Raw genomic sequence first — 26,035 nt, forward strand, 5'->3', positions numbered from 1 at the left:
GTGGTGGGGGGTTGACGGGGTGGGGTGGGGTGTGTGTGGGCTGGTCAGGGGCGATGATCATTTTTGATGATCGTTTGTCAGCGGGTGATTTCGAGGTTGGTCAGCACCAGCAGGGCCCGTAGTAGGCGGGTGGCGTTGGCTGCGTGCATGCGTAGGCGGGTGAGGATGCGCCAGTTTTTGAGGTCGGCGAAGCCGTGTTCGCAGGTGGCGCGTTCGCGGGCAACGAGTTGGTTGGCTTGTTTCTGGGCGTCGGTGAGCGGGTGGGCGCGGGCGGCGCGGCGGCCGATGATGATCACGGGTTCGTCGGGGTCGTCTTCCAGTCCGGTGAATCCGAGGTCGCACATCGCGCCGAGTTCGGCGTCCCGGAGTGCGGTGGTGATGTTGTTGTGGCGGGCGGTGGTGACTTCCGAGGCCCGCCCTGGTTTGGCCGCAGAGAACCACAACAGGTTGCCTTTGTGGTCGGTGAGGGCGAGAAACAGCAGGCCGTGGGCTTTGTGTTTGCCGCTGTAGTTGCGCCGGTTGTTCTTGCCGGTGCGGCGCTGGGTGCGCACCAGGGTGCCATCCAGCAGCACGACCTCACCCCCGCCGCGGGCCACTTTGCTCAGGACGCGGTCCAGGCGCGGGGCACGGGCGGCCAGCAGGTCGATGACCTCCAGCACCCAGCGGCGGATCGTCGAGGCCGACACCCTGTTGCCGCCGGCCATGTCCAGCAGCCGCTGGTCGTGACGCAGCACCGCGAGCACGATGATCGCCTGCGTACCAGGGGTCACCTTGCGCCAGCGAGAGCGGATTTTCCTGCAGTGCGTGGTGATCAGCGAGGCGAGGTAGTCGATCGTGGCCCTCGACACGGGAAGTTGGGCTTGGTACACAATGGGTTCGGTGCCCTCGGCGGGGCTGGATTGGGTTTTCACACACTCCCCAACCCCGCCGGGGGCACTCTCGTTGCAGCCAACCGGCCATGATCATCGTCACATCTTCTCCGCGACCACGGCCACCGTCAGATGATCTTGATAAATGATCATGGCCCTGGCCAGCCCGCCCACACCACGCCACCCACGACCACACCCTCTGACCAGCCAAGATCAGGATGAAAAAAGCCCAATGGAAATTGCGGGACCCGGCTGTCGTCGCCGCCCGGCGCAGGGGCTTGAAAGCCGGCGTTCGGTGTGAGCGGATGTGCATGTCCGCTGGCGCTAAGGAGCGTGGTGATGAAGATCAGGGGTGCGGTGCTGCAGGAATGCGGCTGGCCAGGACCTTGGGAGCAGTCCCGGCCGCTTGCCGTCACCGAACTCGACCTCGACGAGCCCGGGCCCGGCGAACTGCTCGTGCAGCTGGAGGCCGCCGGGGTCTGCCACTCCGATCTGTCCGTTGTGGACGGAACCCGGGTGCGCCCGGTGCCGATGCTGCTCGGGCACGAAGCCTGCGGCCGGGTCACCGCGGTCGGCGCTGGGGTCAACGATATCGCTGCTGGTCAGCGGGTCGTCATGTACTTCGTGCCCCGGTGCGAGGAATGCGACGCGTGCCGCGCGGGCGGGAAGGCGCTGTGCTCGCCGGGTTGGGCGGCCAACGGCGCGGGCACGCTGCTCTCCGGGGCTCGCCGCCTGAACTGGGACGGCCGTGAGGTGCACCACCACTGCGGCGTTTCCGGATTCGCCACGCACGCCGTGGTCGACCGCCACTCCGTGGTGCCGATCGCCGACGACGTGCCGCCGGAGATCGGCGCGTTGCTCGGGTGCGCGGTGCTCACCGGTGGCGGCGCGGTGAAGAACGCCGCCCGGATCGAGCCCGGCGAGGACGTCACGGTGGTGGGCGTCGGCGGGGTCGGCATGGCCGCGGTGCTCGTGGCGCTGGCCTGCGGCGCCGGGAGCGTGACCGTTGTGGATCCGTTGGCGGGCAAGCGCTCTCGCGGTCTCGAACTCGGCGCGACGAAGGCGTTGACACCGGAGGAGGCCGTCGAGTCCGGGCACCGGACGCCCATGGTGGTGGAGGCGAGCGGCAACGCGAAGGCGTTCGAGACGGCGGTTTCGGTGACCGCGCCCGCCGGCCGGACGGTCTCGGTCGGCCTGGCCTCGCCGGAGGCGCGCAGCAGTATCTCGCCGTTGCTGCTGGTCAGCGAAACGCGCACGATCATCGGCTCGTTCCTGGGCTCCGGCCTGCCCTCGCGGGACATACCGGAGTACGCGGACCTCTGGCGGGCGGGCAAGCTGCCGGTCGACCAGCTGGTCTCGGGCACCATCGACCTGGACGACATCAACCACGCGATGGACGAGCTCGCCTCAGGCCGAGCCATGCGCCAGGTCATCCGCTTCTGATCCGTCAGGAGCAGCGGCTGCTTGGAAGCGGTTTGTCCTTCGTTCTCGAAGCACCGGAGGCGCTTGCCCGCGCTGCCGCCGCGAGTTCTCAGATGTCGTCTGGCGAGGTCAGCCCCGGCGTGGCGCATTGGATTTACACGAGTCTGGATCCCGGAGTCCGGGGTTCCGCTACCTGCGCCGCGACGCAAGACGAGCCTGGAAGCAGGCTTTCAAGCGGCGGCTTCGGCGACGGTGAGGCTGTCCTCGTAGATGTGGTAGCGGGTGATCAGGCCGTTCTCGCCCGTCAGGTGCAGGGCGAACGGGGTGGTGAAGGCGCGGCCGTTGGCCTTGATGACCTGCGAGATCTCGCCGAGGATCACTGCGTGCGGCCCCTCGACGAGGATGTGGCCGATGTTCGCCGCGCGCCCCTCCGGGACGAAACCGCCCAGCATCGTGCGGAAGAACTCGGCGACGTCCGCGCGGGTCGTGCAGTGCCGGATCCACGGCACCGCAGGCGATCCGGCGATCTTCCAGTCGACTGCCTCCGCGAACAGCGCGGCGATGGCGTCCGGGTCGCCGCCGACCAGGGCCTGCAGGAAGTTGTCGACGGTTTTCCTGAAGGTCATGGTGTTTTCCTCTCGGGTCGGAACTGCTACGAGTCTGGCTGCCTTTCCGAGTCGCGTCGATTACCCCGCAGGTAATGGGAAAACTGTGCGGCGCGGTGTCGGCGTACCGGCTAGCGTCGGGTCAGTACCACGGCATCGTGAGGAGAAGGTCATGGAAGAGCAGGGCGTCCGAGGCGAAATCCTGGAGACGTTGGCCGAGCGGCTGGGCAAGCGCCAGGTCTTCGGGGAACCTGTGCAGCAGGGCGACACCACTTTGCTGCCGGTGGCCAGGGTTCGATCCGGCGGCGGGCGCCACCGGCCCCACGACGACGGTGGCTTCGGCATCGGCATGGAAGCCTGCCCGGTCGGCGCGTTTTCGATCTCCGCCGACGGCAAGGTCGCCTGGCACGCGGCCGTCAACGTGAACAAGATCGTTTGGGGTGGTCAGCTGGCGCTCGCCACTGCCCTGGTCGCCATCGCGATCGCCTTCCGCCGCAAGCGCTGATCCCGCCGAGGTCACTCCTGCGGGACTCCTGCGAATGCCGGTTCTAGCTGCTCGAAGGCTCGGTCGATCGACCTCATGCGGTCCGCGTCGTCACCTCGAAGCCACTCCTGGGACGCGCGGTGTCGAGGGCTGCCGTCGCCGAGTTGGTCAGCAAGTCGGCGGTGAACGCGTCGAGCCGGCCACCGGAGCGTTCGCGCAGGACATCGGCGGCGTCGTGAGCTACGCCTTCGCCGAGCACCTGCGGGAGCCCGGGATCACGGTCAACGTCGCGTATCCTGGACACGCCTACACGGCCATGAACAAGAACCTCACGATAGGCGCGTATCCGCCGGCGGCTAGTGCCGTTGCTGAGGCTTTTGATGCCGGTTCTCTTCGGCGGGCAGGCGGTCGGCAGGGGCGGCGGCTTCCAGCATTCGCCTCGCCTCCGACCCAGGCTGCAGCGCACGGCGTGTACTTCAACAGCAAGGCCCGGCGCGCCCCGCGGCCGGCCAGCGTCCGAAACCGGCGCAACCGGGACGCGATCTCGGCCCTGTGCCGGAAGCTCAGCCAGATCGACGGTTGATCAAGCTGCCAGCGGCCGTCTTCGCGGTCGGCCGCTGACAGGATCGTGGCGAGCAGGCCGGGAATCTGGCGTCGAGGTCTTCTCGGCGCCAGATTCCCGGCCGGACGGTTGCTGCCAGATCACGCCGCTGTCCCGCAACACTCGCCGGTGCGCAACCGGAGCCTCGTCGTCAGTGTCACCGCCACGTTCGTCTAGATGGGCACGTTCGGTGCGCTGCCGTACTTCCTGACGATCCTCTTCCAGCGGGTGCACGCCTTCAGCGCGCTGCAGACTGGTCTCGGTTTCCAGTTGCCGGCACTGGTAATCACGGACGGAATGCAGCTCGGCGAACGCGCCGCCACCCGGTTCGGTACCCGCACCACGCTCCTGGGGCCTGGCGTCCTCGGGAACGGCGACGAGGTAACCGGCGGCGGGGATGGTGCCCGGGGGTCTGCCTTCGCCTTGCCGCGCAAGGAGATCCGGTAGGTCAGGCGTCGATGGTTTCCGGATTCATGCCGGACCAGGCGATCAGCTGGTCCGCGACCTCGGCGACCGCCGGGCGGGACTTCGGGTCCGGGCTGAGGCACGAGTCGACCGTTCGGGACAGCGCCGCGGGCAGGCGGCGGTGGGTGCGCAGCGGCGCGGCGGTGGTGTCCCGCTGCGGGTAGTAGCGGGTGCCGTTGCTGCTGCGCTGCCGGTGCGACACCTCCGCCCACGGCGTGGTGCCGGAAAGGGCCTCGTACAGCGTGGTGCCCAAGCCCCAGGTGTCGGCCGCCGGGGTCATCTCGCCGCCACCGGCCTGCTCCGGGGAGAGGTAGTCGAACGTCCCGGCCGAGCTGCGCTCGCCGATCCGGCAGGCCAGGCTCAGATCGAGCAGCACCGCACGCCCGCCGACCTCGACCACATTGGACGGTTTCACGTCGAGGTGTACCCAGCCGCGGCGGTGCAGGTAACCGAGCACCGAGCACAGCTGGATGCCCAGCACCGCGGTGTCGATCGGCCGCAGCCGACCGAATTCCTCGATCAGGAAACCCAGCGTGTGGCCGGGGAGCGTCTCGGTGATCACCACCGGACGCAGCGGCCGCTCCGCCTGCACGATCTCGTAGCCGCGAACCAGGTGCGGATGCGCGAACTGGGTCAGCAGCACGCCTTCGTTGCGCAACCAACTCACGGCGCGCTCGTCCGCGGCGCGCTCCGGCCGGACGGTCTTGGCGATGCAGCGGCAGGAACGCTCCTCGCTCCAAACGTCGTAGACATCGAGCCGGCTGCCGCGGCGCAAGTGGCCCACGACCCGGTAACCGGGCGCGAGTGCTTCGCCCGGCGCGAGCGGCGCTTCGGACGGTCCCCAGCCCTGGTCCGGTTCGCCGTAGTAGTAGGAGCTCAACGAATCGATCAGCACCGAAGGAAGCCGATTGTGCGGCGTCAGCTGTGACTGCGACGGCGGTAGTGGCCGTGGCTGCTGCTGCGCGAGCGGTGCCGGCGGTGGCCGTGCCCGCTGCTGCTGGAATGCCGGCGGCGGTTTCCGCCGCTGCTGGAGTGCCCGTGCGAATGGTGCTTCGCAGGGGACACCATCTTGAAAAGCTTCGAAAGGTCCATCGGCCCGAGCTCCCGGATCGGTCGGTGCCCGCGCGGCGGCGCGTGCATTGATCATTGTTCCTGGATTCGGGCGCGCGGTCGAGAATTTTGCGCCATTCGCGAATTCGGCCCCAGCAGCGGACTCGTCAGCGATAGTGGTCGTTGGTCGGACCACTACCGATGACGGCCTGGTCACAGCGGTTGCTCGACAGCTGCGGCGGCGTCGACGACGCCGAAGCCGTAGACCGGCTTGAAGACCCCGCGAAGCCCCACCAGCGACGTGCCGCCGGAGATCAGCGCCTTCTCGATGCCGTCGGCGTCGCGGCCCTGCCCGCCGAGCAGCGTCGCGACCCCTGCGACCTGCGGGGCGGCCATCGAAGTTCCGGCGAAGGCGTCGTAGTCGGCCTGCCCGCACTTCGCCGAACCTGCGCCGCGCGGCACCGTCGACCACACGTCGTCGTCGCAGCCCTTCGAGGACGAACCGCCTGGTGCCGACACGGCCTTGGTGTCCAGCTTCAGGGCGAGGTTGGAGTACGTGGAGTGGAGCTCGTCGCCGTCCGTCGCGGAGACGCACAACGCACCCGATTCCCAGGTGAGGTGGCGCACGGCGGCGCGGTTTCGTTGCCCGCCGAGGTGACCACGACCACACCTCGCTCGCGGGAGTAGGCGATGGCCTCCTTCGTCTCCTTTGCCAGCCTGAGCAGCGTCAGCCTGAGCAGCGTCAGCAGCTGCGCGCCGAGGCTGAGGTTCACGACGTTCGCGCTGTGGTCGGCCGCGTAGCGGATGCCCGCGCCGATGTCTTTCGCCGACCTGCAATCCCAGGTCGAGACGGACCGGGCCCAACGCCTCAACGGCGTCGACCACGCGGACGAGATCCGGGTGTTCTCGGCACACGTCCCATGGCAGTAGCACGCCCCACGACAGTAGTACGCCCGCCTATCCGCCGACCCACGACGAGGTGATTTTTCCCGCCCGAAAGGTACTTTCGGTCAGCTTCACCTGGGTTCTTCCGCAATTTCAATGGAAATTGGACCTCCGATTTCCATTGAAATTGCGGACCACGATCGGTCCGAGACCGGCCGGGTGATGAGCGAAGGGCACCTTTTGCCGGCATAGAGCCTGTTGCGTTGTCGGCGAAAACGGCTGAACCGAAGTACTAGATCAGTCTCAATCGCCGCCGTTCGTCCACCAGTGGCCATCTCGGCCGTGGTCGATCGATCGCGGTCCGTGGTGGGCGTAATTCTGCAACAGGCTCCCGGTAGGGCTTTGTTAGTTGTTGATCAGGTTGCGATGATCTTGGTGTGCTGGCTGCAGAGCTAAGTTCGCGTAGCAGAAGGGGCCACCAGGAATCCCCGGCGGCCCCAACTGCAGGATCAGCGATGATCCTCGATTTCCGGCTCTCCTCGTGCGTCGGGGAGGCCCGGCGGCCGAAAACTGCTGTGAAAGATCAGAACTGCGGCAGGCTGTACCAGGCCTGCGGTGCTTCCTCGACGTCGTCGCGGGTGACGACGCCCTCGATCAGGCCGTACGGCCGGTCCGCGGCGAAGAACACCTCGTTGTCGTTCTCCAGCCCGCAGTACTCGAGGTCGACCAGGAAGTGGTGCTTGTTCGGCAGCGACAGCCGCACCTCACCCACCTCCGGGTGCTTCTCCAGCACGGACTTGCCCATCTCGTACAGGCTCTGCTGCAGCGCCAGGCTGTGCGTGGTGGCGAAGGCCTCCAGCATCGTCGAGCGGATCGACCCGAAGCTCTTGCCCCAGTCCACGTCGGTGTGCAGGTAGCGCCAGCGGGCGGTGACCGCGGTGGCCAGGATCCGGTCGTTGGTCTCGGCCAGCGTCGTGTACTTGTCCTTGGGATAGCCCCAGAATTCCGAACCGGTGGACTTCAGCACCATCAGGTCCTTCAGCCCGGACACGATGTGCGCCCGGTCGCCGTCGATGGTGACCGCGGTGGTGCGCTTCTCGTCGCCTGCGCGGGCGAAGGAGTGGTCGTGGCCGGTGCCGCCGACCGGGATCCGCTCCCAGCTGTGCTCGTCAATGAGGATGCGCGCGCCGGTGATGCCGTCCGCGGTGCCGACGAAGTGCCGGCCAAGCCGCAGCGCGAAGTCCTCGATCTCGCCGATCGGCGCTTCCTTCGCGAAGGCGTAGACCGTGTTCTTCTGCGTGTCGGTCGGCAGCACGTTGCCGTTGTCGCCGGTGAGGTGGGCGGCATCGAGGTCGCCGCGCAGCGAGGAGCTGACGTTGAGGTCCTTGATGGTGTGCCGCGCGTTGTCCCGGTTCACCGAAACGATGCGGACCTCGGCCTTGCCGTACTGGTTGGGGCCCATGACGATGCCCATGCGGTGATCAGCTCCCTCGGTAAGTGGAAAAGGCGAACGGGCTCAGCAGCAGCGGAACGTGGTAGTGCTGCTCGGGGTCGGCGATCCGGAAGGTGATCTGCACCTGCGGGTAGAAGGTCGCGACGCCTTGGCGCTCGAAGTACTCGCCGGTCTCGAAGGTGAGCCGGTAGTCTCCGGCGTCCAGCCGGTCCGGGCCCAGATCTTTGATCCGGCCGTCGTCATCGGTGCGGCCGGAGGCGATCGAGCTCCAGGCAGTGTCGATGCTCGACCCCGCAAGCGGGTCTTCGGGACCTTTGGCGGCCTCCAGCCGGATCGCGACCCCGGCGGCGGGGGCGCCCTGCGCGGCGTCCAGCACGTGGGTGGTGACGGCACTCATCCTTCGATCACCTTTGCCAATCTCAGACGTGCGATCTTGCGGAGTTCGTCGGCGACGATCCGCAGCTCTGCTTCCGGCTCGTTGTCCAGTCGGGAGTGCAGGATCGCCAGCAGCTCCGCACCGCTGCGGCCGCTGGCGCAGACCAGGTACACGTGCCCGAACCGCTGTTCGTAGGCCTCGTTGCCCTCGCGCAGCGCGCGGGCCAGCTCGGCGTCGCCGCCGCCGACCCCGGACTGCTCGTTGCGCGAGAACTTGGCCGAGGTGCCCTCGCCGGTGGCGCGCTCGCCGATTCGGGGGTGTGCCGCGAGCGCGCCGTTGATCTCCTCGGGGGTCAGCTCCGGTGCGGCGGCGTCGGAGGCCTGGTAGACGGCGGTGACGTCGGCGAACGGGCGCCGGTCGGCGATGTCGGCGGCCCAGCGGGGGATGTCCAGGCAGGCGAGCAGCTGCTGAACGAGTTCCGCTCGGGGGAGGCCGTTCAGCCGGTCCGTTTCGGTGGTTGTTGGCATCGCAAACTCTCACAGGATGTGCGTCCCCGAAGAGGTTTCCGGGATTGGCGGAGGCGGCGGACGAGAGTCCGAGCATGCCTGGGCTGTGCTGCGGTTGCCGGTCACGAGCTCCGGTGCGGCAAAAGCTACGACCGCAGTCCGCCAAGTGTCAACACTTTGTTGAAAAATCCTGGTGAAGCCTGGTGTGGTTGGCGCAACTCCGGCAGCTCGCCGGGTGTCGGACCGCCGCGTGCCGGGTGCTGGACGCACTCGCCGCGGGGTTGGTCCTGCCGAATTCGGCCGCTCGGCGTTGTCCTGTTCGTCCGGTCAGTTTCCGGCGAAACCGGCGGCTTGGCCAGGGCTGCGGTTCCCGGCGAGGCCGACCGCCCGGCCGGGCGGGGTCGAACCCGTCCGCCGGGGTCAGCTACGGTCGGCCTGCTCGCGGTTGAGGTAGTTGTAGACAGTGAAGCGGCTGACGCCGAGCGCCTTGGCCACCGTCTCGACGGACTTGCGCATCGAGAACGCGCCGCGCTCTTCGAGCAGCCGGACGGCGCGCTGCTTGTCCGCGCGCGGCAGGTCCGGCAGGCGTCCGCCGAGTTCGCCCTCGACGGCCCGGATGATCCGGTCGAGGGCGCTGGTCAGCTCTTCGCCGGGCAGTCGGACGGCGACCGCCGGGGCGCCTTCCCAGTACAGGACGATGTCGCCGGGCTCGCGCTCGTCGGCAGGCACGGCGGTACCGCCGACGTGCTCCAGCAGCGGGGCGATCGCGTTGGCGAGCGGATGCACGTTGACCAGCCTAAACCTGGTCCTCGTCGGCATCGCCGACGGTCACCTGCAGGGTGATCCGGTTCGCTCCGGTGTCCAGCACGGTCTCCAGCACGGCGGCCAGCGCGGGCAGCAGCGCCTCGCGCTCGCCGCTGATCGAGGTGCCCAGCGGGCCGAATTCGGGCTCCAGCCCGGCGGCGCGGAGGCAGTCGCGGGCGGCCACGGCGTGCGCCGGCGGCTCGCCTTCTCCCTCGAAGGGCTCGGTGGTGAACTCGGCTCGCAAGATCATTGGCGTGACCTCCCGGTTGAACCGTATCGGCCGAGGTGGGCTCGCCGCCGGAGGACCGGGCGCGGGTGCTTCTGCGCTGGTCGGGCCCGCCACCGGTGACCGGTGGGTAACCGGTGGCGGGGCGTTGACCGACGGCGACCTTCTCGCTAAACTATCGTTGTATGAAATAAGATTTCCACATAACGAAATTTCTCCCGAGGGGGGTGCCGATGAATCCGAACCGCTACGACGTCAACCTCTCGATCCTGTTCACCGAACTGGACGTGCTGGACCGTCCCGCCGCGGCGAAGGCCGCCGGATTCGACAAGGTGGAGTTCTGGTGGCCGTTCGCGGTCGCGGTGCCCACCGACCGCGAGGTGGACCGGTTCGTGCAGGCGATCTCCGATGCCGGGGTTTCGCTGGTGGGCCTGAACTTCTTCGCCGGTGACATGCCCGCGGGGGAGCGCGGCGTGCTGTCGAACCCGGACCGGACCGGCGAGTTCGCCGACAACGTCGACGTCGCCGTGGGCATCGGCGAGCGGCTGGGCTGCCGTGCGTTCAACGCGCTGTACGGCAACCGGATCGACGGTGTCGACGCGCAGGCGCAGGACGACGTGGCCGCCGAGAGCCTGGTCCGCGCCGCGAAGGGCACTGCCCGGATCGGCGGCACGGTGCTCATCGAGCCGGTCAGCGGTACGCCCGCGTACCCGCTGAAGACCGCCGCCGACGCGCTCGCGGTGATCGACCGTGGGCACCACCAGGGCGGCGTGGACAACCTGCGGTTGCTGTTCGACCTGTACCACCTGACGGTCAACGGCGACGACCCGGACGCGGTGATCGACCGGCACGCCCGGAGCATCGGGCACGTGCAGATCGCCGACGCGCCGGGCCGCAACGAGCCGGGCACCGGCGAGATCGACTTCGAGCACTACTTCGACAAGCTCGACTCGGCGGGCTACACCGGCCACATCGGACTGGAGTACAAGCCGGGCGGGGCCAGCGCCGACAGCTTCGGCTGGATCAAGCGCTGACCCGCTCGTGAGTGGCTTTTCCGGTTCTTACCGGGAGGGGAACTCACGAACGGCACCAACCACGGAGGTACCACAACCATGAGCAAGGTCGGATTCATCGGGCTGGGCATCATGGGCGGCCCGATGGCGGCCAACCTGGTCAAGGTCGGCCACGAGGTCACCGGCTACAACCGCAGCCAGGCCAAGGTCGACCAGCTGGTCGCCGACGGCGGCAAGGCGGCGGGCAGCGTGGCCGAGGCCGTCCGCGACGCCGAGATCATCTTCACCATGCTGCCGGACTCGCCGGACGTCGAGAACGTCGTGCTGGGCGAGGACGGGGTGCTGGCCAACGCCAAGCAGGGCGCGCTGCTCATCGACTGCAGCACGATCCGCCCCGACGTCTCACGCCGCGTCGCCGAGGCTGCCGCCGAGAAGGGCGTGCGGGCGATCGACGCGCCGGTCAGCGGCGGTGAGCCGAAGGCGATCGACGGCACGCTGTCGATCATGGTCGGCGGCGAGGCCGACGCCTTCGCGGCAGCCGAAGCGGTGCTGGGCGCCGTCGGCACCACGATCGTCCACGTTGGACCCGCCGGGGCCGGGCAGACCGTCAAGGCGGCCAACCAGCTGATCGTCGCGGGCAACATCGGGCTGGTAGCCGAGGCCCTGGTGTTCCTGGAGGCGCACGGCGTCGACACTGAGGCGGGCCTGAAGGTGCTCGGCGGCGGACTCGCCGGCAGCACCGTGCTCGACGCCAAGGGCGCGAAGATGCGCAACCGCGAGTTCGCGCCGGGCTTCCGGCTCGAACTGCACCACAAGGACATGGGCATCGTGCAGGCCGCCGCGCGCGACGCGGGCCTGTCGATTCCGCTCGGTTCGCTGGTCAGCCAGCTCGTCGCCGCCGCGGTCGCGCAGGGCGACGGGAAGCTCGACCACTCCGGGCTGCTCAAGCAGATCACGCGGCTCAACGGTCGCGACTGAGACCGCGATGTCGCGCGGGGAGTTCCTCGTCTCCTGCGGCCACGGCCCCGCGCGACACCGCCACCCCACCCCGTGGGGTGTGCAATTTCAATGGAAATCGGACCTCTGATTTCCATTGAGATTGCGGAAGATCGCGCCAAAACTCGCCCGACCGGGCGACCTCGAAGCAGCAAGACGGTCACGGGTCAGCGGTCCAGCGCCGCCAAGCAACCAGAACCGCCGACCCGTTCCCAACCAGGTGCACGCCTGAAGGCGCCGCACCCGAGAGGAAGTCTTACACCATGCCCAAAGTTCCTGTCATGCAGGCCGTCGTCGACGTGCTCAAGTCCGAGGGTGTCGACATCACCTTCGGTTGCCCCGGTGCGGCCATCCTCCCGCTGTACGCGGCGATGGAGGACAGCGGCATCAAGCACCTGATCGTGCGCCACGAAGAGGGCGCGACCCACATGGCCGACGGTTGGGCCCGTACCAACGGCAACGTCGGAGTGGCCATCGGCACCTCGGGTCCGGCGGGAACGAACATGATCACCGGCCTCTACACCGCGCAGGCCGACTCCATCCCGATCCTGTGCATTACCGGCCAGGCGGTGTCCACCAAGCTGCACCAGGAGGCGTTCCAAGCGGTCGACATCGTCGACATCGCCAAGCCGGTCACGAAGTGGGCGGTGCAGGTCAAGGAGGCCGCGCAGGCGCCGTGGATCTTCCGCGAGGCGTTCCGCACCGCGCGCTCCGGCCGCCCCGGCCCGGTGCTGATCGACCTGCCGCTGGACGTGCAGAAGCAGGAGATCGAGTGGGATCCCGAGCTGGACGCCCCGCTGCCGATCCCGCGCGTCGAGCCGCACCAGCCGCGGGTGGAGCGCGCGCTGGACATGCTGCTGGAGGCCGAGCGGCCGCTGATCCTGGCCGGTGGCGGCGTGATCCTCGGCGAGGCCTACGAGCAGGTGCGGGAGCTGGCGGAACTGCTGGGGGTCCCGGTGCAGATCACGTTGATGGGCAAGGGTTCCTTCCCGGAGGACCACGAGCTGTTCGCCGGCATGACCGGCATCCAGACCAGCCAGCGCTACGGCAACCAGTCGTTCCTGGAGTCCGACCTGGTGCTGGCGTTGGGCGCCCGCTTCGGCGACCGGCACACCGGCGCGCTGGACGTCTACCGCGGTGAGCGCAAGTTCATCCACGTCGACATCGAGCCGACCCAGATCGGCAGGGTCTTCGGCCCCGACCTGGGCATCGTCTCCGACACCCGGCTGTTCCTGGACGCCCTGCTGGAAGCCGCCCGCAAGCGCGGGGCGACCAAGGACTACTCGGCGTGGGTCGAGCGGGTCGGCGTGCTCAAGCAGACGCTGACCAGGCCCGACGACTACGACACCGTGCCGATCAAGGCGCCGCGGGTGTACCGGGAGATCAACGAGATCTTCCCGCCGGAGGCGTACTTCGTCACCGCGATCGGGCTCTACCAGATCTGGGGCGGGCAGTTCCAGACCGCGCACCGCCCGCGGCACTACCAGGTGTGCGGCCAGGCCGGCCCGCTCGGCTGGGAGATCCCCGCCGCGATCGGTGTGAAGTCGGCCGAGCCGGCCGCGGAGGTCGTCGCGGTCGTCGGCGACTACTCCTTCCAGTTCCTGGTCGAGGAGCTGGCGGTGGCCGCCCAGTACGACCTGCCGTTCGTGATCATCATGCTGAACAACGAGTACCTGGGCCTGATCCGCCAGGCCGAGGGCGACGCGTTCGGGATGAAGACCGAGGTGGACATCCACTACGACGAGTACGGCACCGACAACGTCAAGATCATGGAGGCCTACGGCTGCTCGGGCCGCCGGGTGTTCGAGCCCGGGGACCTCGCCGAGACCATCGAGTGGGCCCGCAAGGAGGCTGTCGCCACCAGCCGCCCGGTCCTGGTCGAGGTGATGATCGAGCGGGAGGCCAACACGGCCCGCGGCATCCGCATCGACGCCATGACCGAACCCGAACCCGTTCCCAACGCGTAACCGGTTCTTGGGGTGCGGAGGCTGACCGACGCGTACGGGAACCGCGTCGGTCGGTCCTGTCACACACTCACTCCCGCACCCCTGGGCGGGGCTTCAGGGCAGCCCTGCGCGAGGTGCGCTCGCCGTGAACGCGCGGTGGCGTGGACGGCGAGCGCGCCCCGCATTTCCCATGGACGGGGTCCTCGGGTGGAATACCCGAATGACCCCTTGGTGTCCTCCGCCGAGCACGTGCCGGGCGTCTCGGCGGAGGATGCCGCCCTATCGATCGGAGTTGGTTGTGCCTGGTCCCGTTCTCATCGCGCCGGACAAGTTCAAGGGCTCGCTGACCGCGCCTGAAGTAGCCGAGGCGGTGGCCGCCGGTCTGCGCAGGGTCCGCCCCGACGTGCAGGTGCGGTTGGCGCCGGTGGCCGACGGCGGGGACGGTACCGTGCAAGCGGCGCTGGCCAGCGGCTACGTGTCGGTGCCGGTGCGGGTCGCGGGCCCGGTCGGCGAGCCGGTGGACACCGAGATCGCGATCGACGGCGACACCGCCGTGGTGGAGCTGGCATCGGCATCCGGGCTGGCGCTGCTCGACCCGGACGAGCTCGCCCCGCTGGCGGCCTCCAGCGAGGGGACCGGCGAGGCCATCCTGGCGGCGCTCGACGCGGGCGCGCGGAACGTGGTGCTGGGCGTCGGTGGCAGTGCGTGCACCGACGGCGGCGCCGGAATGCTCACCGTCCTGGGGGCGCGGGTTTTGGACGCTGCAGATAACCCGTTGCCCCCAGGCGGTGGACCACTTTCCCGAGTGGCCGCGGTGGACCTGTCCGGCCTGGATCCCCGGCTGGCCGAAACGAACTTCGTCCTCGCGTCCGATGTGGACAACCCGCTGCTCGGCGAGCGCGGTGCGGCGCACGTGTACGGGCCGCAGAAGGGTGCGGACCCGGAGCAGGTCCGCTTCCTGGATGCGGCGCTGGGGCGCTGGGCGCGCGCGGTGCTGGCCGCCGGCGGTCGCGATGTCGCCGAGCAGCCGGGCGCCGGGGCGGCCGGTGGCGTCGGCTACGGGGCGCTCGCGGTGCTGGGCGCGCGGATGCGGCCCGGCATCGACGTGATCCTGGAGCTGATCGACTTCGATCGCCAGCTGGACGGAGCCCGCCTGGTAATCATCGGCGAGGGCGCCATCGACGAGCAGACCCTGCACGGCAAGGGCCCGGCCGGAGTCGCCGCCCGCGCCGTCGAAGCGGGAGTCCCCGTGGTCGCCATCGCGGGCCACTGCCAGCTCACCCCGGAACGCCTGCGCGAAGCGGGCATCGAAGCGGCCTACGCCCTCACCGACATCGAATCCGACCCGCAGCGTTGCATCCGCGAAGCGGCCACCCTCCTGGTCGACCTCGGCGAACGCCTCGCCCAAGACCGCCTGTAGGTGCTCGTTTGGAGCGAACGGACTGTTCGCCTCGATAGGAGCCTGTTGCGTTTTCCGGTTTGTCCGGATGGGATCATGGTGGGGTGGCGAAGGGGTTTCGGCGGGTTGATCGTGATCAGCAGTTTCTGCTTCCGGTGGATATGCGGGAGTGGTTGCCTGCGGGTCATCTGGCGTGGTTTGTGCTGGATGTTGTCGGCGAGTTGGATATCGAGCCGTTCTGTGGCCGGTATCTGCTGGGTGGTGCCGGGCGTCGGGCGTATGACCCGAGGGTGCTGCTGGGGTTGTTGATTTATGGGTATGCGGTGGGTGAGCGTTCGTCACGTCAGATTGAGCGGTTGTGCGAAACGGATGTGGCTTTCCGGGTGATCTGTGCGCAGGATGTGCCGGATCACACCCGGATCGCCCGGTTCCGCAAGGACAACATCGACGCGTTCGAAGGCGTGTTCGCTCAGGTGCTGGCGTTGTGCGCCCGGGCGGGCATGGTCCGGTTGTCCACAGTGGCCATTGATGGCACCAAGATCGCCGCGGACGCCTCGCTCGAGGCATCCCATGATCTGGGGTGGTTCCGCCGTCAGGCCGATCAGATCATCGCTGAAGCGCAGGCCGTCGACGAGGCCGAGGACGGCGCTTTCGGCCCGGACGCGCGTGGTGACGAGCTGCCACCGGAGCTGGTTGATCCGGTCGGCCGGGCCGCCGGAGATCCGGCGTTGTCTGGACGAGCTGGAAGCCGAAGAGGCCGCCGCCGCCGCAGCAGCGGCCGAGAAGAACACCCAGGCTCGGTTGCATCTGCAACGGGTGGCCATCGAGCCGGTGCCTGGTCGTCTGCCGGCGGGGGTGGACCGTGTCGAGGCGGCGCGGGCCCGGCTGGAGCGGGAACGCGCCCGTCGCCAGGGCGAGATCGACGCCTACAACGCCGCGGTCGCCGCCGCGCTGGCGGAAGGCCGCCCACGGCCGCTGGGGCGGCGGGTCAGTGATCCCGAGGGCGGCAAACGGATGAAGAAAGCCCGCGCGGCGCTGGAGGCCGCACTCGCCGCAGCAGAGGCCACCAGCGAGAACAACCGGACCACAACCAGCAACAACGGCAGCAACAACGGCGGTAAGAAAGAGGACACGCCGCCGCAGCGCAACGTCACCGATCCCGACAGCAGGATCATGCCTACCCGGCGGGGCTGGATCCAGGGGTTCAATGCCCAGTTCGCGGTCTCAGCCGACCATGTCATCACCACGCTGGGACTGAGCGACAATCCCGCTGATACCGGCGAGTTCGCGGACATGCTCACCCGCACTCAGGCCACCGCCGAGTGGCTCAACACCCACCGTGACACCCCTGAGGACATCGGCACGGCCCTGTTCGACGCGGGCTACTTCAGCGACGACAACCTCACCCATCCCGGGCCGGACCGGCTGATCGCGCCAGGGAAATCCCGTCATATCCAGCGCGAGGCCGCCACCAATCCCGCCAGCGGCCCACCCCCTGAGGGCGCCACCCCCGTCGAGGCCATGCGTCACCGGCTGCGCACCCCCGAGGCAGCGACGCTCTACAAGAAACGCGGCGCCACCGTCGAACCTGTGAACGGCCTCATCAAAGACCGCCACCGACTCCGGCGGTTCAGCCTGCGCGGCCTGGCCGCTTGCCTCGGCGAACTCAACCTCACCGCCGCAACCCACAACCTCCGCCGCCTGTTCACCACCCTCCACACCACCACAACCTGAACAGGGGGTGGGCCTCCGGCCCACCCCCTGTTCAGCAACCACACCCGAATCCACCGGGATCCGGGCCACAACACCCAAAACCAAAACCGCAACAGGCTCATAGGAGGAACGAATGGTCCGTTCGCTCCATCTGCGCGACGCGCGTCCGGCGCGGGAATCCCGGCTGCAGGTGGCCCCTGGCTGTCGATCCGTTGTTGCTGGTCATCCATGAAGGAGTGGGGCTGGTCAAGTGTTGGTGTTGTTGGGCTGACTGTCTTTTGTCTGGATTCCGGCTGAGTGTGGGCAGGCGCGGGTCAGACCAGCAACGAGCGCGTACCCGGTCACGCCCGAGCCCGTTGATCCGGCGTGGCGGTCGGTGTGCAGGGCGCGGATGTGCCCGTCACACAGGCCGTAGTAGATGAGGTTGGGCCGTGTTCGGGCCACCGCGACGGTGGCGGTGTCACGACCCCTGCGGGCGGTGATGACGGCCCGCGCCACGGCCGCGATCGGGCCGGGCACCAGCGTCACGCCGAGCAGCCCGAGCACGACGGCCACGCTGGCGAATCCGAACAGCGTGCGCATCACGAACGTTGCCGTTGCGGCCGCGCGCCCCGCCAGACGTCGGCGAGCCAGCCGCCGATCCGCTCGCCGACGAACCCGGCGCCGACGGCTACCCCGGCGGTGCTGCGCTGAATCGATGCCCCGCGGCTGCCCCTTGACGGGCGCGCGCCGTTCCGGGAAACTTTCCGATTAACGATAAGTATACTTCATAATACGGAAAACTGATCCATTAGTCCACGTGGCGAGCGCCTGTGCGACGTGGAACTGGCCCAGGCCGGGGGTTCGGCGTGTACAGGCGCCGGCGAAATCGCGAACCGAGGGTTGTGCGCGTTTTCGGATGCCGTAGCCGCGGAAATGCGCACGGGTCGCCGGCTCGGGCCGGGAACGGAAGTCGAGAGCACTGTCCCTTGGCCTGAGCCGCGCCTAGGTTCAACACTTTGTTGAATACCTGTGATGAGGAGGTAACCGCATTGCCCGAACCAGCCACCGGGGCGTTCGACGTCGTGTTCCGCGCGCGACGGCTCATCGGCCCGAACGGGGAGACGTCCGGCAGCGTCGGCGTCCGCGACGGCCGCATCGCCGCCGTCGAGCCGCTGGACGCCCAGCTCGACGCCGCCCGCACCATCGAGCTCGCCGAGGACGAGGTCCTGCTGCCGGGGTTGGTCGACAGCCACGTGCACGTCAACGACCCGGGCCGCACGGAGTGGGAGGGCTTCGACACCGCCACCCGCGCTGCGGCGGCCGGCGGCGTCACGACCATCCTCGACATGCCGCTGAACAGCCTGCCGCCGACGATCGACACCGGCGCGCTGGAGGTCAAGCGCAAGGCGGCGCGCGAGAAGGCGCACGTCGACGTCGGCTTCTGGGGCGGCGCGGTGCACGGCAACCTCGCCGAGCTGCGCGGGCTGCACGAGGCCGGCGTGTTCGGCTTCAAGTGCTTCCTGCTGCACTCCGGGGTCGACGAGTTCCCGCCGCTGAACCCGACCGAGCTGGACGAGGCGCTGCGCGAACTGGCCCGCTACGACGCGCTGATGATCGTGCACGCCGAGGACTCCGACGCCATCGAGCATGCCCCGACGGCGCACGGCGAGACCTACGGCGACTTCCTGAACTCCCGGCCGCGCGGCGCCGAGAACGTGGCGATCGCGCAGGTCATCGAGCTGGCGCGGCGCATCGGGGCGCGGGTGCACATCCTGCACCTGTCGTCGTCGGACGCGTTGCCGATGATCGCCTCGGCGCGCGCCGACGGCGTCCGGGTCACCGTCGAGACCTGCCCGCACTACCTGAGCTTCAGCGCCGAGGAGGTCCCCGACGGCGCCACCCAGTTCAAGTGCTGCCCGCCGATCCGCGAGGCCCGCAACCGCGAACTGCTGTGGCGGGGCCTGGCCGACGGGATCATCGACTGCGTGGTCAGCGACCACTCGCCGTGCACCCCGGAGCTCAAGCGCTTCGACATCGGTGACTTCGGCGTGGCCTGGGGCGGGGTTTCCAGCCTCCAGCTGGGCCTTTCGGCGGTGTGGACGCAGGCGCGGGTGCGCGGCCACGGCCTCGCGGACGTCGTGCAGTGGATGTCCCGCAAGCCCGCCGACCTCGCCGGGCTGCAGCGCAAGGGCTCCATCGCGGTCGGCAACGACGCGGACTTCTGCGTGTTCGCGCCGGACGACGCGTTCGTCGTCGACGTCGCCAAGCTGCACCACCGCAACCCGGTCTCGCCGTACCACGGGCGCCCGCTGTCCGGCGTGGTGCGCGAAACCTGGCTGCGTGGCAAGCAGATCGTCGGCCCGGACGTGGAAACGACCGCGCCGCAAGGGAATTTGCTCACCCGCCAGGGCGGCTAGCAGGTCCACAACGGCGCCGTGCGCTCTTGGGGTCGCTGTAGAGGCTGTTGGGACAGCGACGGGTACGTGTACCACTGGCCGGAGATGATCGGGCGCATGGTCGACGCCTACGGCCCGATCGACGGGATGAACACGGTACAGGCCTTCGTGCTCAGCGCCCGGGAAGCGGCGGACCGCGCCGCCGTGGTGGACGCGCTGATCACCGTGGCCAGTAGGGAAGAGCTGCGCGGCGCGGACGTCGCACCTGCGGCGGTGGAGCTCGTCGTGCGCGACGAGGTGGTGCTGGAGCGGGTGGTGCATGAGGTGCGCGATGCGGCGCGAGCCGGACTGGTGCAGCTGTCGTGGGAGCTGGTCGCGGTGCTGATCGAGAGCCTGCCGCCGGGAGATGGCGAACGCCCCCGCACCGGCTTGGCGGACCTGCTCGCCCTCGGTGTTGAGCTGGCCGACCAGGTTCCTGCCGAGGTGCCCGGCGTCGCGTCCGTTGCCGCCCGGAGCGGCTCCAGCCGCTTCATCAAGGAAGCCCGCAGGCTCCACCAAGCCATGAGCGTTTTGGGCAGCGGTAGAGACTTTTTCCAAGCTCGTCCTGCGTGGCGGTGCGGAAGCGGAGCCTCGGACGTCGTCTGGACTGCGGGACCCACGAGTCATGGATGCCACCCCACGCCGAGGCTGTCCTCGCCAGACGTCTCTATAGCGACCCGAAAGGCTCACGGCCCCGGACCTGCGGAAACGCGGCATCGCAGTCCGGGACCGGCCGCTGTCCTGGCCGGGGCACGTGAGAGGGGGCGTGGTGGTCCCCATGTAACCCCGTTGACCAGGGCTGACGTACGCTGAGTAATCGTGCTCGTCATTGCGCTGGACACCTCGACCCCCGCGGTCACGGCCGGGCTGGTCGCCCTGGACGACGGTTCGCCGCGCGTCCTCGCCGAGCGCGTCACGGTCAACCCGCGTGCGCACGGCGAACTCCTCATGCCGCAGCTGGTGGACGTCATGACCGAGGCTGGGCGCGAACTCGCCGATGCCGATGCGATCGTCGTCGGCGCCGGCCCCGGCCCGTTCACCGGCCTCCGCGTCGGCATGGCCACCGCAGCGGCGCTCGGCCAGGCCTGCGGCCGCCCCGTGCACCCCGTGTGCAGCCTCGACGCGATCGCCGCGCAGGCCGCCGCCGAAGGCCCCCTGCTGGTCGCCACCGATGCGCGCCGCAAGGAGGTCTACTGGGCCGCCTACGACGCCGAGCGGACCCGGATCGACGGCCCGCACGTGCAGCGCCCGGCAGCGGTCCCGACCGGCGATTTCGGCGTGGCCGCAGGGGAAATGGCCGAGGCGCTGGGCATCGAGGTCGTCGGGCCGCGCTACCCCACTCCGGTGGGGCTGGTCGCGGCGGCGCGTGCGGTGCTGCAGTCCGAGCCTGCCCCGCTGGTGCCGCTCTACCTGCGGCGGCCGGACGCCGAAGCGCCGGGCAAGCGGAAATCCGTGCTGACCAGGGGTGGGAAGTGACCGACCGCGCGACGACCGCGCTGCGGGTGCTGAAGCTGCGCCGCAGCGACCTGAAGCGCTGCGCGGAGCTGGAGCAGGTGCTCTTCCCCGGTGACGACCCGTGGTCGTGGGCCGCGTTCGCCGCGGAGCTCGACCAGGGCCACTTCTACGTCGGCGCCTACGTCGACGAGCACCTGATCGGATACGCCGGGCTCGCCGTCGTCGGCCGAGCGCCGCACGCCGAAGCCGAGGTGCACACCATCGGCGTCGACCCGGCGCACCAGGGCAGCGGCGTGGGCAGGGCGCTGCTGCGCGCGCTGCTGGCCAGGGCCGACGCGCAGCGGGCGACGACGTTCCTGGAAGTGCGCACCGACAACGAAGCCGCGATCGGGATGTACCGGAAGCACGGCTTCGAGATCGTCGGGCTGCGCAAGCGCTACTACCAGCCGTCCGGGGCGGATGCGCACACCATGCGACGTCCCGCATCCCCGGCGGAAACTGCGGAGACGGTCACTGCGGAGGGCGCGTCATGACTGCGGACCGAGTGGTGCTCGGCATCGAGAGCTCGTGCGACGAGACCGGCGTTGGCCTGGTCCGACTGGCCGCCGACGGCACGGTCGAGCTGCTGGCCGACGCGGTGGCGTCCAGCGTCGACGAGCACGCCCGCTTCGGCGGCGTCGTGCCGGAGATCGCCAGCCGCGCGCACCTGGCGGCGATGGCCCCGACGATGCGCCGTGCGCTGGACGAATCCGGCCTCGAACTGTCCGATGTGGACGCCATCGCGGTCACCGCGGGGCCGGGCCTGGCCGGGGCGCTGATGGTCGGCGTCGCGGCGGCCAAGGCCTACTCGGCCGTGCTGGGCGTGCCGCTGTTCGGCGTCAACCACCTCGGCGGGCACGTCGCGGTCGACACCCTCGAACACGGGCCGCTGCCGGAGCGCTGCCTGGCGCTGCTCGTCTCCGGCGGGCACACGCAGCTGCTGTTGGTGGAGGGCATCGGGGAGCAGATCACCGAGATCGGCTCCACGATCGACGACGCCGCCGGCGAGGCCTACGACAAGGTGGCCCGCATCCTCGACCTGCCGTACCCGGGCGGCCCGCCCATCGACAAGCAGGCGAAGCTGGGCAACCCGAAGGCCGTCGCGTTCCCGCGCGGGCTCACCGGGCCCCGCGACTCCAGGTACGACTTCTCCTTCTCCGGGCTGAAGACGGCGGTCGCGCGCTGGGTCGAGACCGAGCAGCGCGCGGGCCGGGAGATTCCGGTGGCGGACGTGTGCGCGTCGTTCCAGGAGGCCGTGGCCGACGTGCTGACGGCGAAGGCGGTGCGCGCGGCGCGGGATCTGGACGTGGACACGCTGGTGATCTCCGGCGGTGTCGCGGCGAACTCCCGCCTGTCGGAGCTGGCGGCCCAGCGCTGCGCGGAAGCGGGCATCACGCTCCGCGTGCCGCGCCCCCGCCTGTGCACCGACAACGGCGCGATGATCGCGGCGCTCGGCGCCCACGTCCTTGCCGCGGGCGCCAAGCCATCGCCTCTGGACATGCCCGCCAACCCGGGTCTCCCGGTCGGCACCATCGTCGTCCAGTAGCCCGATGGTGTAGATTTTTCCGCAATTTCAATGGAAATCAGAGATCCGATTTCCATTGAAATTGCGGACCCGGCAACCCGGTGTCGGGTGTTGCTCGATTCTAGTGCGGGTGGTGATCGGGTTCAGTACCTCCCGTCCGTCGTCGTGCCGTTCGCGGCGGGCCACTGGATGTATCCGTACTGGAAGTCGTTGCTGCGACCGCCCGGGACCGCGAACTCGCCGGTCTTCGGGTAGCCCAGGTACGAACGTTCCCAGCCGAGCGCGGACCAGCGTTCGCGCATCCGCCCGTACACGTCGTGCGATCCGGTTGCCCGCTCCAGTAGATCGATGCCGGGAAGTCGGCGGTCACCCGACGAAGTGGTTGTACCGGCACCGTCCGGTGTGGACAGTTCGTCATGGTCGGCGGGCCGAACTTGCCGTGCGCGCCGAGTTGCAGTTATTGATCGGGAACTTATAGGTGTGATCTTCGTTGTTCTGGCATGATCGCTGGTGTGCGGGACGCGCGGAGGTTGTCGCCTGAGGCGCAGGAGGATTTGCGGCGCAGGGTGGTCGCTGCTGTTCATGGTGGGATGAGTCAGGTCGAGGCGGCCCGGGTGTTCGCGGTGGCCCCGCAGTCGGTGTCCAGATGGGTGCAGGCGTGGCGGAAACGTGGCTCGAAGGGTCTCACCGGGCGTCGCCGGGGTCGCAAGCCCGGCGAGCAGAAAGCGTTGAGTGCCCGCCGGCAGCGCAAGCTGCGGTATGCGGTGGCCGAGCACACCCCGGCCACGTTCGGGCTGACCGGCCTGGTGTGGACCCGCAAGACAGTGGCCGAGCTGATCCGGGTGCGCCACGGCATCGTGTTGAACCTGCGCACCGTCGGCAACTACCTGCGTTCCTGGGGATTGTCGCCGCAGAAACCGATCCGCAAGGCCTACGAACAGGACCCCGAGTCCGTACGCCGATGGCTGGAGGAGGACTACCTGGCCATCGCCGCCCGCGCCCGCCGCGAGGGCGCACTGATCCTGTGGCTGGACCAGACCGGGATCCGCTCCGACGCCACCGTAGCCCGCACCTGGGCACCGGCGGGCCAGACACCGGTGGTGGGCAAAACGGGCAAACGATTCAGCGTGAACGCGATGTGCGCGATCGGGAACAAAGGCGAGCTGTACTTCACCGTCTACACCGGCTCGTTCAACGGCAAGGTGTTCCTGTCGTTCCTGGACCGGCTGACCCGCCATCTGGACCGCAAGGTCCACCTGATCGTTGACGGACACCCCGTCCACCGCCGCAAGACTATCCAGCAATGGATCACCAAGCACGCTGAGGCGATCGCGATGCACTTCCTGCCGGGATAAAGCCCCGAACTCAACCCCGACGAGATACTCAATGCCGACCTCAAACGCACCGTTTCCACCAGCACAGCCCCCAAAACCCGCGCCGAGTTGAAACAAGCGGTCCGCTCCTTCCTCCACCGGCTCCAGAAGCTGCCCGACCGAGTTCGCTCCTACTTCGGCAAACCCGAAGTTCGCTACGCCGCCTAACATCACACATTTGCCACCCGGATCAATACTTCGCGAGGTTTCCGCCGTAGACGTAGTGCACGCCGGTCTGCGCGGTCCAGTACAGCCGCCCGCGTTCGTAGCTGCGGTAGCGGATACCGCCCTCGGCGATCTCCGGCCCGGTGGGCTGCCCGAGCAGGTTCCGCAGCTGTGGTTCGGCCTAGCGCCGGTCGATCGGCGTGGGGTACCGCGCCGTGAGCGTCGGGTCGCCGACGCCCATGGTCAACACGCGAGACCGGTCGGCGACGCCAGCGGCCCAGCCGGCGACGGTCGCCACGCCGTCGGTCGCCATCGCCGCGATCACGTCAAAGATGGCGCCCTCGTTGATCACCGCCGAGCTTCGCCCGCCCTCCGCGGGAATTTGCAGCACGGAGGGCACGTTGCTGGCAAGGCGAGCAGGTGTTCGCGCGATGATCACATCCCTATTCGGCGAGGACGTGCTGACATCGCCGGAACTTCCGCCCAGGTTGCCTCCGCCCCGGAAGCCTCGCCGTGCACGCCGGATCACCAATCATGATCGGGTCGCGCGCAGATCTGTGCGAGACCGCGGCTTGGCGGGAGGTCCCTACGCCCTTCGCCCGGGGGTGATCAACGGCGCCACCAGAAGGCCTTGGTGGTGGCGAGGAACTCGCGCCGGGCACCGCGGGCGGAGACCCGGCGCAGGCCGTCGGCAGCCGCGTCGTGGCCGACGCCGTGGGCGTCGATGCCTGCGCGCCGGCACAGCGCCACGGCGCGGCGGAGGTGGAACCGCGTGGTCACGACGGTGATCTCGCGCAGCTTGAAGTCCTCGGAGGCACGCCGGCAGGAGGACCAAGTGTCCACACCGGACTCGTCCAGGACCACCGAGGACGCGGGAATCCCGTGGGACACCAAGTAATGCCGCATCACGGCGGGCTCGCTATGCCCGCGGGATTCCGGGCTGCCGCTGACGATGATCCGCCGGACCTTGCCCGCCTTGAACAACGCGCGCGCCACGTCCAACCGGCCCTGCAGGATCCGGCTCGGTAGGCCGTCCCAGCGCACCCCCGCGCCGAGCACGAGCGCGAACTCGGTTGCGCGCACGTCGCGAACCGCCTTGATGCGCCCGGCGCTGCGCACCCACGACCAACCGGATGGCAGCCCCACGACCGCTCCGAGCCCGACCAGCCCCACCCACAGTCCGCGCACCGGCCAAGTGTGCCATCGACCGGCTTCGGCCGGTTCTCGCATCCCGACCGGCTGACAGGGGCACCCGGCTCCGAGGAACCGGGTGCCCCCGCACCGGAGAGCGGTGCTGCGGGCGGAATGCGCGGCGTGGCAACGAGAACCCGCAGGACGTCCGGCCTGCGGCGCCTCAGGCCGGGTTGAGCACCGGGTTGCCGTCTTCGACGACGAACGACTTCGCCGTCTCCGCCGGAGCGTCCTTCTTGGACACGTAGGGCAACACCCGGTAGTCGGCGCGCAGTTCGGTCCCGCTGAACTTGGTGCGTACGTATCCCCGCCGGTTGGCGTAGAACTTCACGTGCGGGTTCTCCTTGAGCACGTCGTCGTTGCCGGTGTCGTTGTCGTCCCCGCCGGTGGTGACGGACTCGGTGCCGACGGCCCGCGACTCGGGATCGTCGTACGTCCGCTTGATCTCGGCCGCCCAGTGGAGCCTCCGGCGCGGTTCGCCCACCGGTGGCGTGCTATTCGGCGTCGAGGACGCGGCGGGTCGCCGTGATCACCTTGGTCAGCGTCTCGTTCAGTTGCTCCAGTTCGGAGACCTGCATGTCGAGGAGTTCGACGACGCGGTACGGGATCTTCTCGGCCTCGGCGCGCAGCTCCCGGCCCTTGTCCGTCAGCCCGACGGCGAGCAGCCGCTCGTCCTCGGTGCTGCGGCGCCGTTCGAGGTAGCCGATCGATTCGAGGCGCTTGAGCAGCGGCGACAAGGTGGCCGGATCGGCCTGGAGGGCGCCGCAGAGGTCCTTCGCCGATCGCGGCGACTGCTCCCAGAGCGCGAGCATCACGAGGTACTGCGGGTGCGTCAGGTTGAGCGGCGCCAGCAGCGGCCGGTAGACGGAGATGACGTTGCGCGAGGCGACGGAGAGCGCGAAGCACACCTGGCGATCGAGGGCGAGCGGGTCCTCGCCGAGGTCGATCTGGTTCATCGCGGGAGTTCCTTCCGGCCGGGTGCCGACGGTCACGCTAATCATTAGCGTACTAATGATTAGTATATCGGTGTTCTCGGACGCCTTCGGTGAAGGAGGGG

At 69.1% G+C, this 26,035-nt stretch carries 31 protein-coding genes and 2 pseudogenes; 16 read left to right on the forward strand and 17 right to left on the reverse strand.

All coding sequences use genetic code 11. From position 1 onward, the window contains the following. Positions 1-77 precede the first annotated feature (77 nt). Positions 78-911, reverse strand: coding sequence for a transposase family protein (locus DL519_RS33715; RefSeq protein WP_190813279.1), 834 nt, complete (start codon positions 909-911; stop codon positions 78-80). 297 nt (positions 912-1,208) lie between these two features. Between DL519_RS33715 and DL519_RS33720 the strand changes: the two genes are divergently transcribed. After that, on the forward strand, positions 1,209-2,312 hold the full coding sequence (locus DL519_RS33720) for an alcohol dehydrogenase catalytic domain-containing protein (protein ID WP_190820831.1): 1,104 nt from the start codon (positions 1,209-1,211) through the stop codon (positions 2,310-2,312). Positions 2,313-2,521: 209 nt separating this feature from the next. Here the strand turns inward: DL519_RS33720 and DL519_RS33725 are convergent, their stop codons facing one another. Then, entirely contained in the window at positions 2,522-2,917 is a 396-nt protein-coding gene (locus DL519_RS33725) for a nuclear transport factor 2 family protein (RefSeq protein ID WP_190820833.1), read from the reverse strand. A 151-nt stretch (positions 2,918-3,068) separates the two neighbouring features. Here DL519_RS33725 and DL519_RS33730 point away from each other — a divergent pair, with 151 nt between their 5' ends. From DL519_RS33730 to DL519_RS33745, 3 genes are all read left to right on the forward strand, one after another. Further along, entirely contained in the window at positions 3,069-3,401 is a 333-nt protein-coding gene (locus DL519_RS33730; RefSeq protein WP_190820835.1) for a hypothetical protein, read from the forward strand. 214 nt (positions 3,402-3,615) lie between these two features. Next, positions 3,616-3,963 carry a Rossmann-fold NAD(P)-binding domain-containing protein gene (locus DL519_RS47540; RefSeq protein WP_223839875.1) on the forward strand — a complete coding sequence of 116 codons (348 nt, stop codon included), beginning with the start codon at positions 3,616-3,618 and terminating at the stop codon, positions 3,961-3,963. 195 nt (positions 3,964-4,158) lie between these two features. Next, complete coding sequence (locus DL519_RS33745) at positions 4,159-4,428, forward strand: hypothetical protein (protein WP_190824646.1); 270 nt, start codon at positions 4,159-4,161, stop codon at positions 4,426-4,428. 1 nt (position 4,429) lies between these two features. On the opposite strand, the gene DL519_RS33750 is transcribed toward DL519_RS33745, so the two are convergent. From DL519_RS33750 to DL519_RS33780, 8 genes are all read right to left on the reverse strand, one after another. Next, complete coding sequence (locus DL519_RS33750) at positions 4,430-5,341, reverse strand: serine/threonine-protein kinase (protein WP_190820839.1); 912 nt, start codon at positions 5,339-5,341, stop codon at positions 4,430-4,432. Between the two features lie 368 nt (positions 5,342-5,709). Then, positions 5,710-6,123, reverse strand: a complete 414-nt coding sequence (locus tag DL519_RS33755; protein WP_190820841.1) for a S8 family serine peptidase — start codon at positions 6,121-6,123, stop codon at positions 5,710-5,712. Further along, entirely contained in the window at positions 6,033-6,269 is a 237-nt protein-coding gene (locus tag DL519_RS50480; protein ID WP_397545083.1) for a hypothetical protein, read from the reverse strand. Before DL519_RS50480 ends, DL519_RS33755 begins: the two co-directional genes overlap by 91 nt. A gap of 695 nt (positions 6,270-6,964) precedes the next feature. After that, positions 6,965-7,855: a factor-independent urate hydroxylase gene (pucL, locus tag DL519_RS33760; RefSeq protein WP_190820843.1), complete on the reverse strand. Its 891-nt coding sequence runs from the start codon at positions 7,853-7,855 to the stop codon at positions 6,965-6,967. Positions 7,856-7,862: 7 nt separating this feature from the next. After that, complete coding sequence (uraH, locus tag DL519_RS33765) at positions 7,863-8,231, reverse strand: hydroxyisourate hydrolase (protein WP_190820845.1); 369 nt, start codon at positions 8,229-8,231, stop codon at positions 7,863-7,865. Then, positions 8,228-8,737 carry a 2-oxo-4-hydroxy-4-carboxy-5-ureidoimidazoline decarboxylase gene (uraD, locus tag DL519_RS33770; RefSeq protein WP_190820847.1) on the reverse strand — a complete coding sequence of 170 codons (510 nt, stop codon included), beginning with the start codon at positions 8,735-8,737 and terminating at the stop codon, positions 8,228-8,230. Before uraD ends, uraH begins: the two co-directional genes overlap by 4 nt. Positions 8,738-9,136: 399 nt before the next feature. Then, positions 9,137-9,502, reverse strand: a complete 366-nt coding sequence (locus tag DL519_RS33775) for a helix-turn-helix domain-containing protein (protein WP_190820849.1) — start codon at positions 9,500-9,502, stop codon at positions 9,137-9,139. 10 nt (positions 9,503-9,512) lie between these two features. Then, on the reverse strand, positions 9,513-9,770 hold the full coding sequence (locus DL519_RS33780) for a thiamine-binding protein (protein ID WP_010316138.1): 258 nt from the start codon (positions 9,768-9,770) through the stop codon (positions 9,513-9,515). 209 nt (positions 9,771-9,979) lie between these two features. On the opposite strand from DL519_RS33780, the gene DL519_RS33785 reads away from it, so the two are divergent. From DL519_RS33785 to DL519_RS33805, 6 genes and pseudogenes are all read left to right on the forward strand, one after another. Further along, on the forward strand, positions 9,980-10,780 hold the full coding sequence (locus DL519_RS33785) for a hydroxypyruvate isomerase family protein (protein ID WP_190820851.1): 801 nt from the start codon (positions 9,980-9,982) through the stop codon (positions 10,778-10,780). A gap of 72 nt (positions 10,781-10,852) precedes the next feature. Beyond that, a pseudogene (locus DL519_RS33790) lies at positions 10,853-11,737 on the forward strand (2-hydroxy-3-oxopropionate reductase); the annotation flags it as partial. Positions 11,738-12,018: 281 nt separating this feature from the next. After that, positions 12,019-13,722, forward strand: a complete 1,704-nt coding sequence (gcl, locus tag DL519_RS33795; RefSeq protein WP_190820855.1) for a glyoxylate carboligase — start codon at positions 12,019-12,021, stop codon at positions 13,720-13,722. Positions 13,723-13,972: 250 nt separating this feature from the next. After that, positions 13,973-15,121 (forward strand): glycerate kinase, encoded by a 1,149-nt coding sequence (locus DL519_RS33800; protein WP_190820857.1) that lies wholly within the window; start codon positions 13,973-13,975, stop codon positions 15,119-15,121. A gap of 140 nt (positions 15,122-15,261) precedes the next feature. Then, positions 15,262-15,564, forward strand: a pseudogene (locus DL519_RS50485) (transposase); the annotation flags it as partial. Positions 15,565-15,769: 205 nt separating this feature from the next. Further along, positions 15,770-16,834 (forward strand): transposase, encoded by a 1,065-nt coding sequence (locus DL519_RS33805; RefSeq protein WP_223839878.1) that lies wholly within the window; start codon positions 15,770-15,772, stop codon positions 16,832-16,834. Between the two features lie 225 nt (positions 16,835-17,059). Here the strand turns inward: DL519_RS33805 and DL519_RS33810 are convergent, their stop codons facing one another. Next, positions 17,060-17,395 carry a hypothetical protein gene (locus tag DL519_RS33810; RefSeq protein WP_190820859.1) on the reverse strand — a complete coding sequence of 112 codons (336 nt, stop codon included), beginning with the start codon at positions 17,393-17,395 and terminating at the stop codon, positions 17,060-17,062. 449 nt (positions 17,396-17,844) lie between these two features. On the opposite strand from DL519_RS33810, the gene allB reads away from it, so the two are divergent. From allB to tsaD, 5 genes are all read left to right on the forward strand, one after another. Further along, positions 17,845-19,212 carry an allantoinase AllB gene (gene allB / locus DL519_RS33815; protein ID WP_190820861.1) on the forward strand — a complete coding sequence of 456 codons (1,368 nt, stop codon included), beginning with the start codon at positions 17,845-17,847 and terminating at the stop codon, positions 19,210-19,212. A gap of 66 nt (positions 19,213-19,278) precedes the next feature. Then, the gene (locus DL519_RS33820) at positions 19,279-20,043 is read left to right on the forward strand and encodes a hypothetical protein (RefSeq protein WP_190820863.1); all 765 of its coding nucleotides are present in this window, start codon (positions 19,279-19,281) and stop codon (positions 20,041-20,043) included. 6 nt (positions 20,044-20,049) lie between these two features. Continuing rightward, positions 20,050-20,706: a tRNA (adenosine(37)-N6)-threonylcarbamoyltransferase complex dimerization subunit type 1 TsaB gene (gene tsaB, locus DL519_RS33825; RefSeq protein ID WP_190820865.1), complete on the forward strand. Its 657-nt coding sequence runs from the start codon at positions 20,050-20,052 to the stop codon at positions 20,704-20,706. A gap of 20 nt (positions 20,707-20,726) precedes the next feature. Next, on the forward strand, positions 20,727-21,218 hold the full coding sequence (gene rimI / locus DL519_RS33830; RefSeq protein ID WP_190824380.1) for a ribosomal protein S18-alanine N-acetyltransferase: 492 nt from the start codon (positions 20,727-20,729) through the stop codon (positions 21,216-21,218). Next, on the forward strand, positions 21,215-22,270 hold the full coding sequence (gene tsaD / locus DL519_RS33835; protein WP_190820867.1) for a tRNA (adenosine(37)-N6)-threonylcarbamoyltransferase complex transferase subunit TsaD: 1,056 nt from the start codon (positions 21,215-21,217) through the stop codon (positions 22,268-22,270). The genes rimI and tsaD overlap by 4 nt, the downstream gene beginning before the upstream one ends. 122 nt (positions 22,271-22,392) lie before the next feature. Here the strand turns inward: tsaD and DL519_RS50490 are convergent, their stop codons facing one another. Further along, positions 22,393-22,833, reverse strand: a complete 441-nt coding sequence (locus tag DL519_RS50490; protein ID WP_397545001.1) for an LGFP repeat-containing protein — start codon at positions 22,831-22,833, stop codon at positions 22,393-22,395. Here DL519_RS50490 and DL519_RS33845 point away from each other — a divergent pair. Beyond that, positions 22,750-23,604: an IS630 family transposase gene (locus tag DL519_RS33845; RefSeq protein WP_223839880.1), complete on the forward strand. Its 855-nt coding sequence runs from the start codon at positions 22,750-22,752 to the stop codon at positions 23,602-23,604. The two genes, DL519_RS50490 and DL519_RS33845, sit on opposite strands and share 84 nt — an antisense overlap. Positions 23,605-23,812: 208 nt before the next feature. Here the strand turns inward: DL519_RS33845 and DL519_RS49520 are convergent, their stop codons facing one another. From DL519_RS49520 to DL519_RS33870, 5 genes are all read right to left on the reverse strand, one after another. Beyond that, a complete protein-coding gene (locus tag DL519_RS49520) occupies positions 23,813-23,956 on the reverse strand; it encodes a hypothetical protein (protein ID WP_190824381.1) in 144 nt (47 codons plus the stop codon). Positions 23,957-23,968: 12 nt separating this feature from the next. After that, positions 23,969-24,178, reverse strand: coding sequence for a hypothetical protein (locus tag DL519_RS33855; protein ID WP_190820871.1), 210 nt, complete (start codon positions 24,176-24,178; stop codon positions 23,969-23,971). Between the two features lie 218 nt (positions 24,179-24,396). Beyond that, the gene (locus DL519_RS33860) at positions 24,397-24,933 is read right to left on the reverse strand and encodes a SanA/YdcF family protein (protein WP_223839882.1); all 537 of its coding nucleotides are present in this window, start codon (positions 24,931-24,933) and stop codon (positions 24,397-24,399) included. A gap of 208 nt (positions 24,934-25,141) precedes the next feature. After that, positions 25,142-25,462 carry a hypothetical protein gene (locus DL519_RS33865; protein ID WP_190820873.1) on the reverse strand — a complete coding sequence of 107 codons (321 nt, stop codon included), beginning with the start codon at positions 25,460-25,462 and terminating at the stop codon, positions 25,142-25,144. A 10-nt stretch (positions 25,463-25,472) separates the two neighbouring features. Continuing rightward, complete coding sequence (locus DL519_RS33870; protein WP_190820875.1) at positions 25,473-25,934, reverse strand: MarR family winged helix-turn-helix transcriptional regulator; 462 nt, start codon at positions 25,932-25,934, stop codon at positions 25,473-25,475. Positions 25,935-26,035 lie beyond the last annotated feature (101 nt).

Origin of the sequence: Saccharopolyspora pogona, from assembly GCF_014697215.1 — a bacterium.
GTDB classification, from domain to species: Bacteria; Actinomycetota; Actinomycetes; order Mycobacteriales; family Pseudonocardiaceae; genus Saccharopolyspora; species Saccharopolyspora hattusasensis.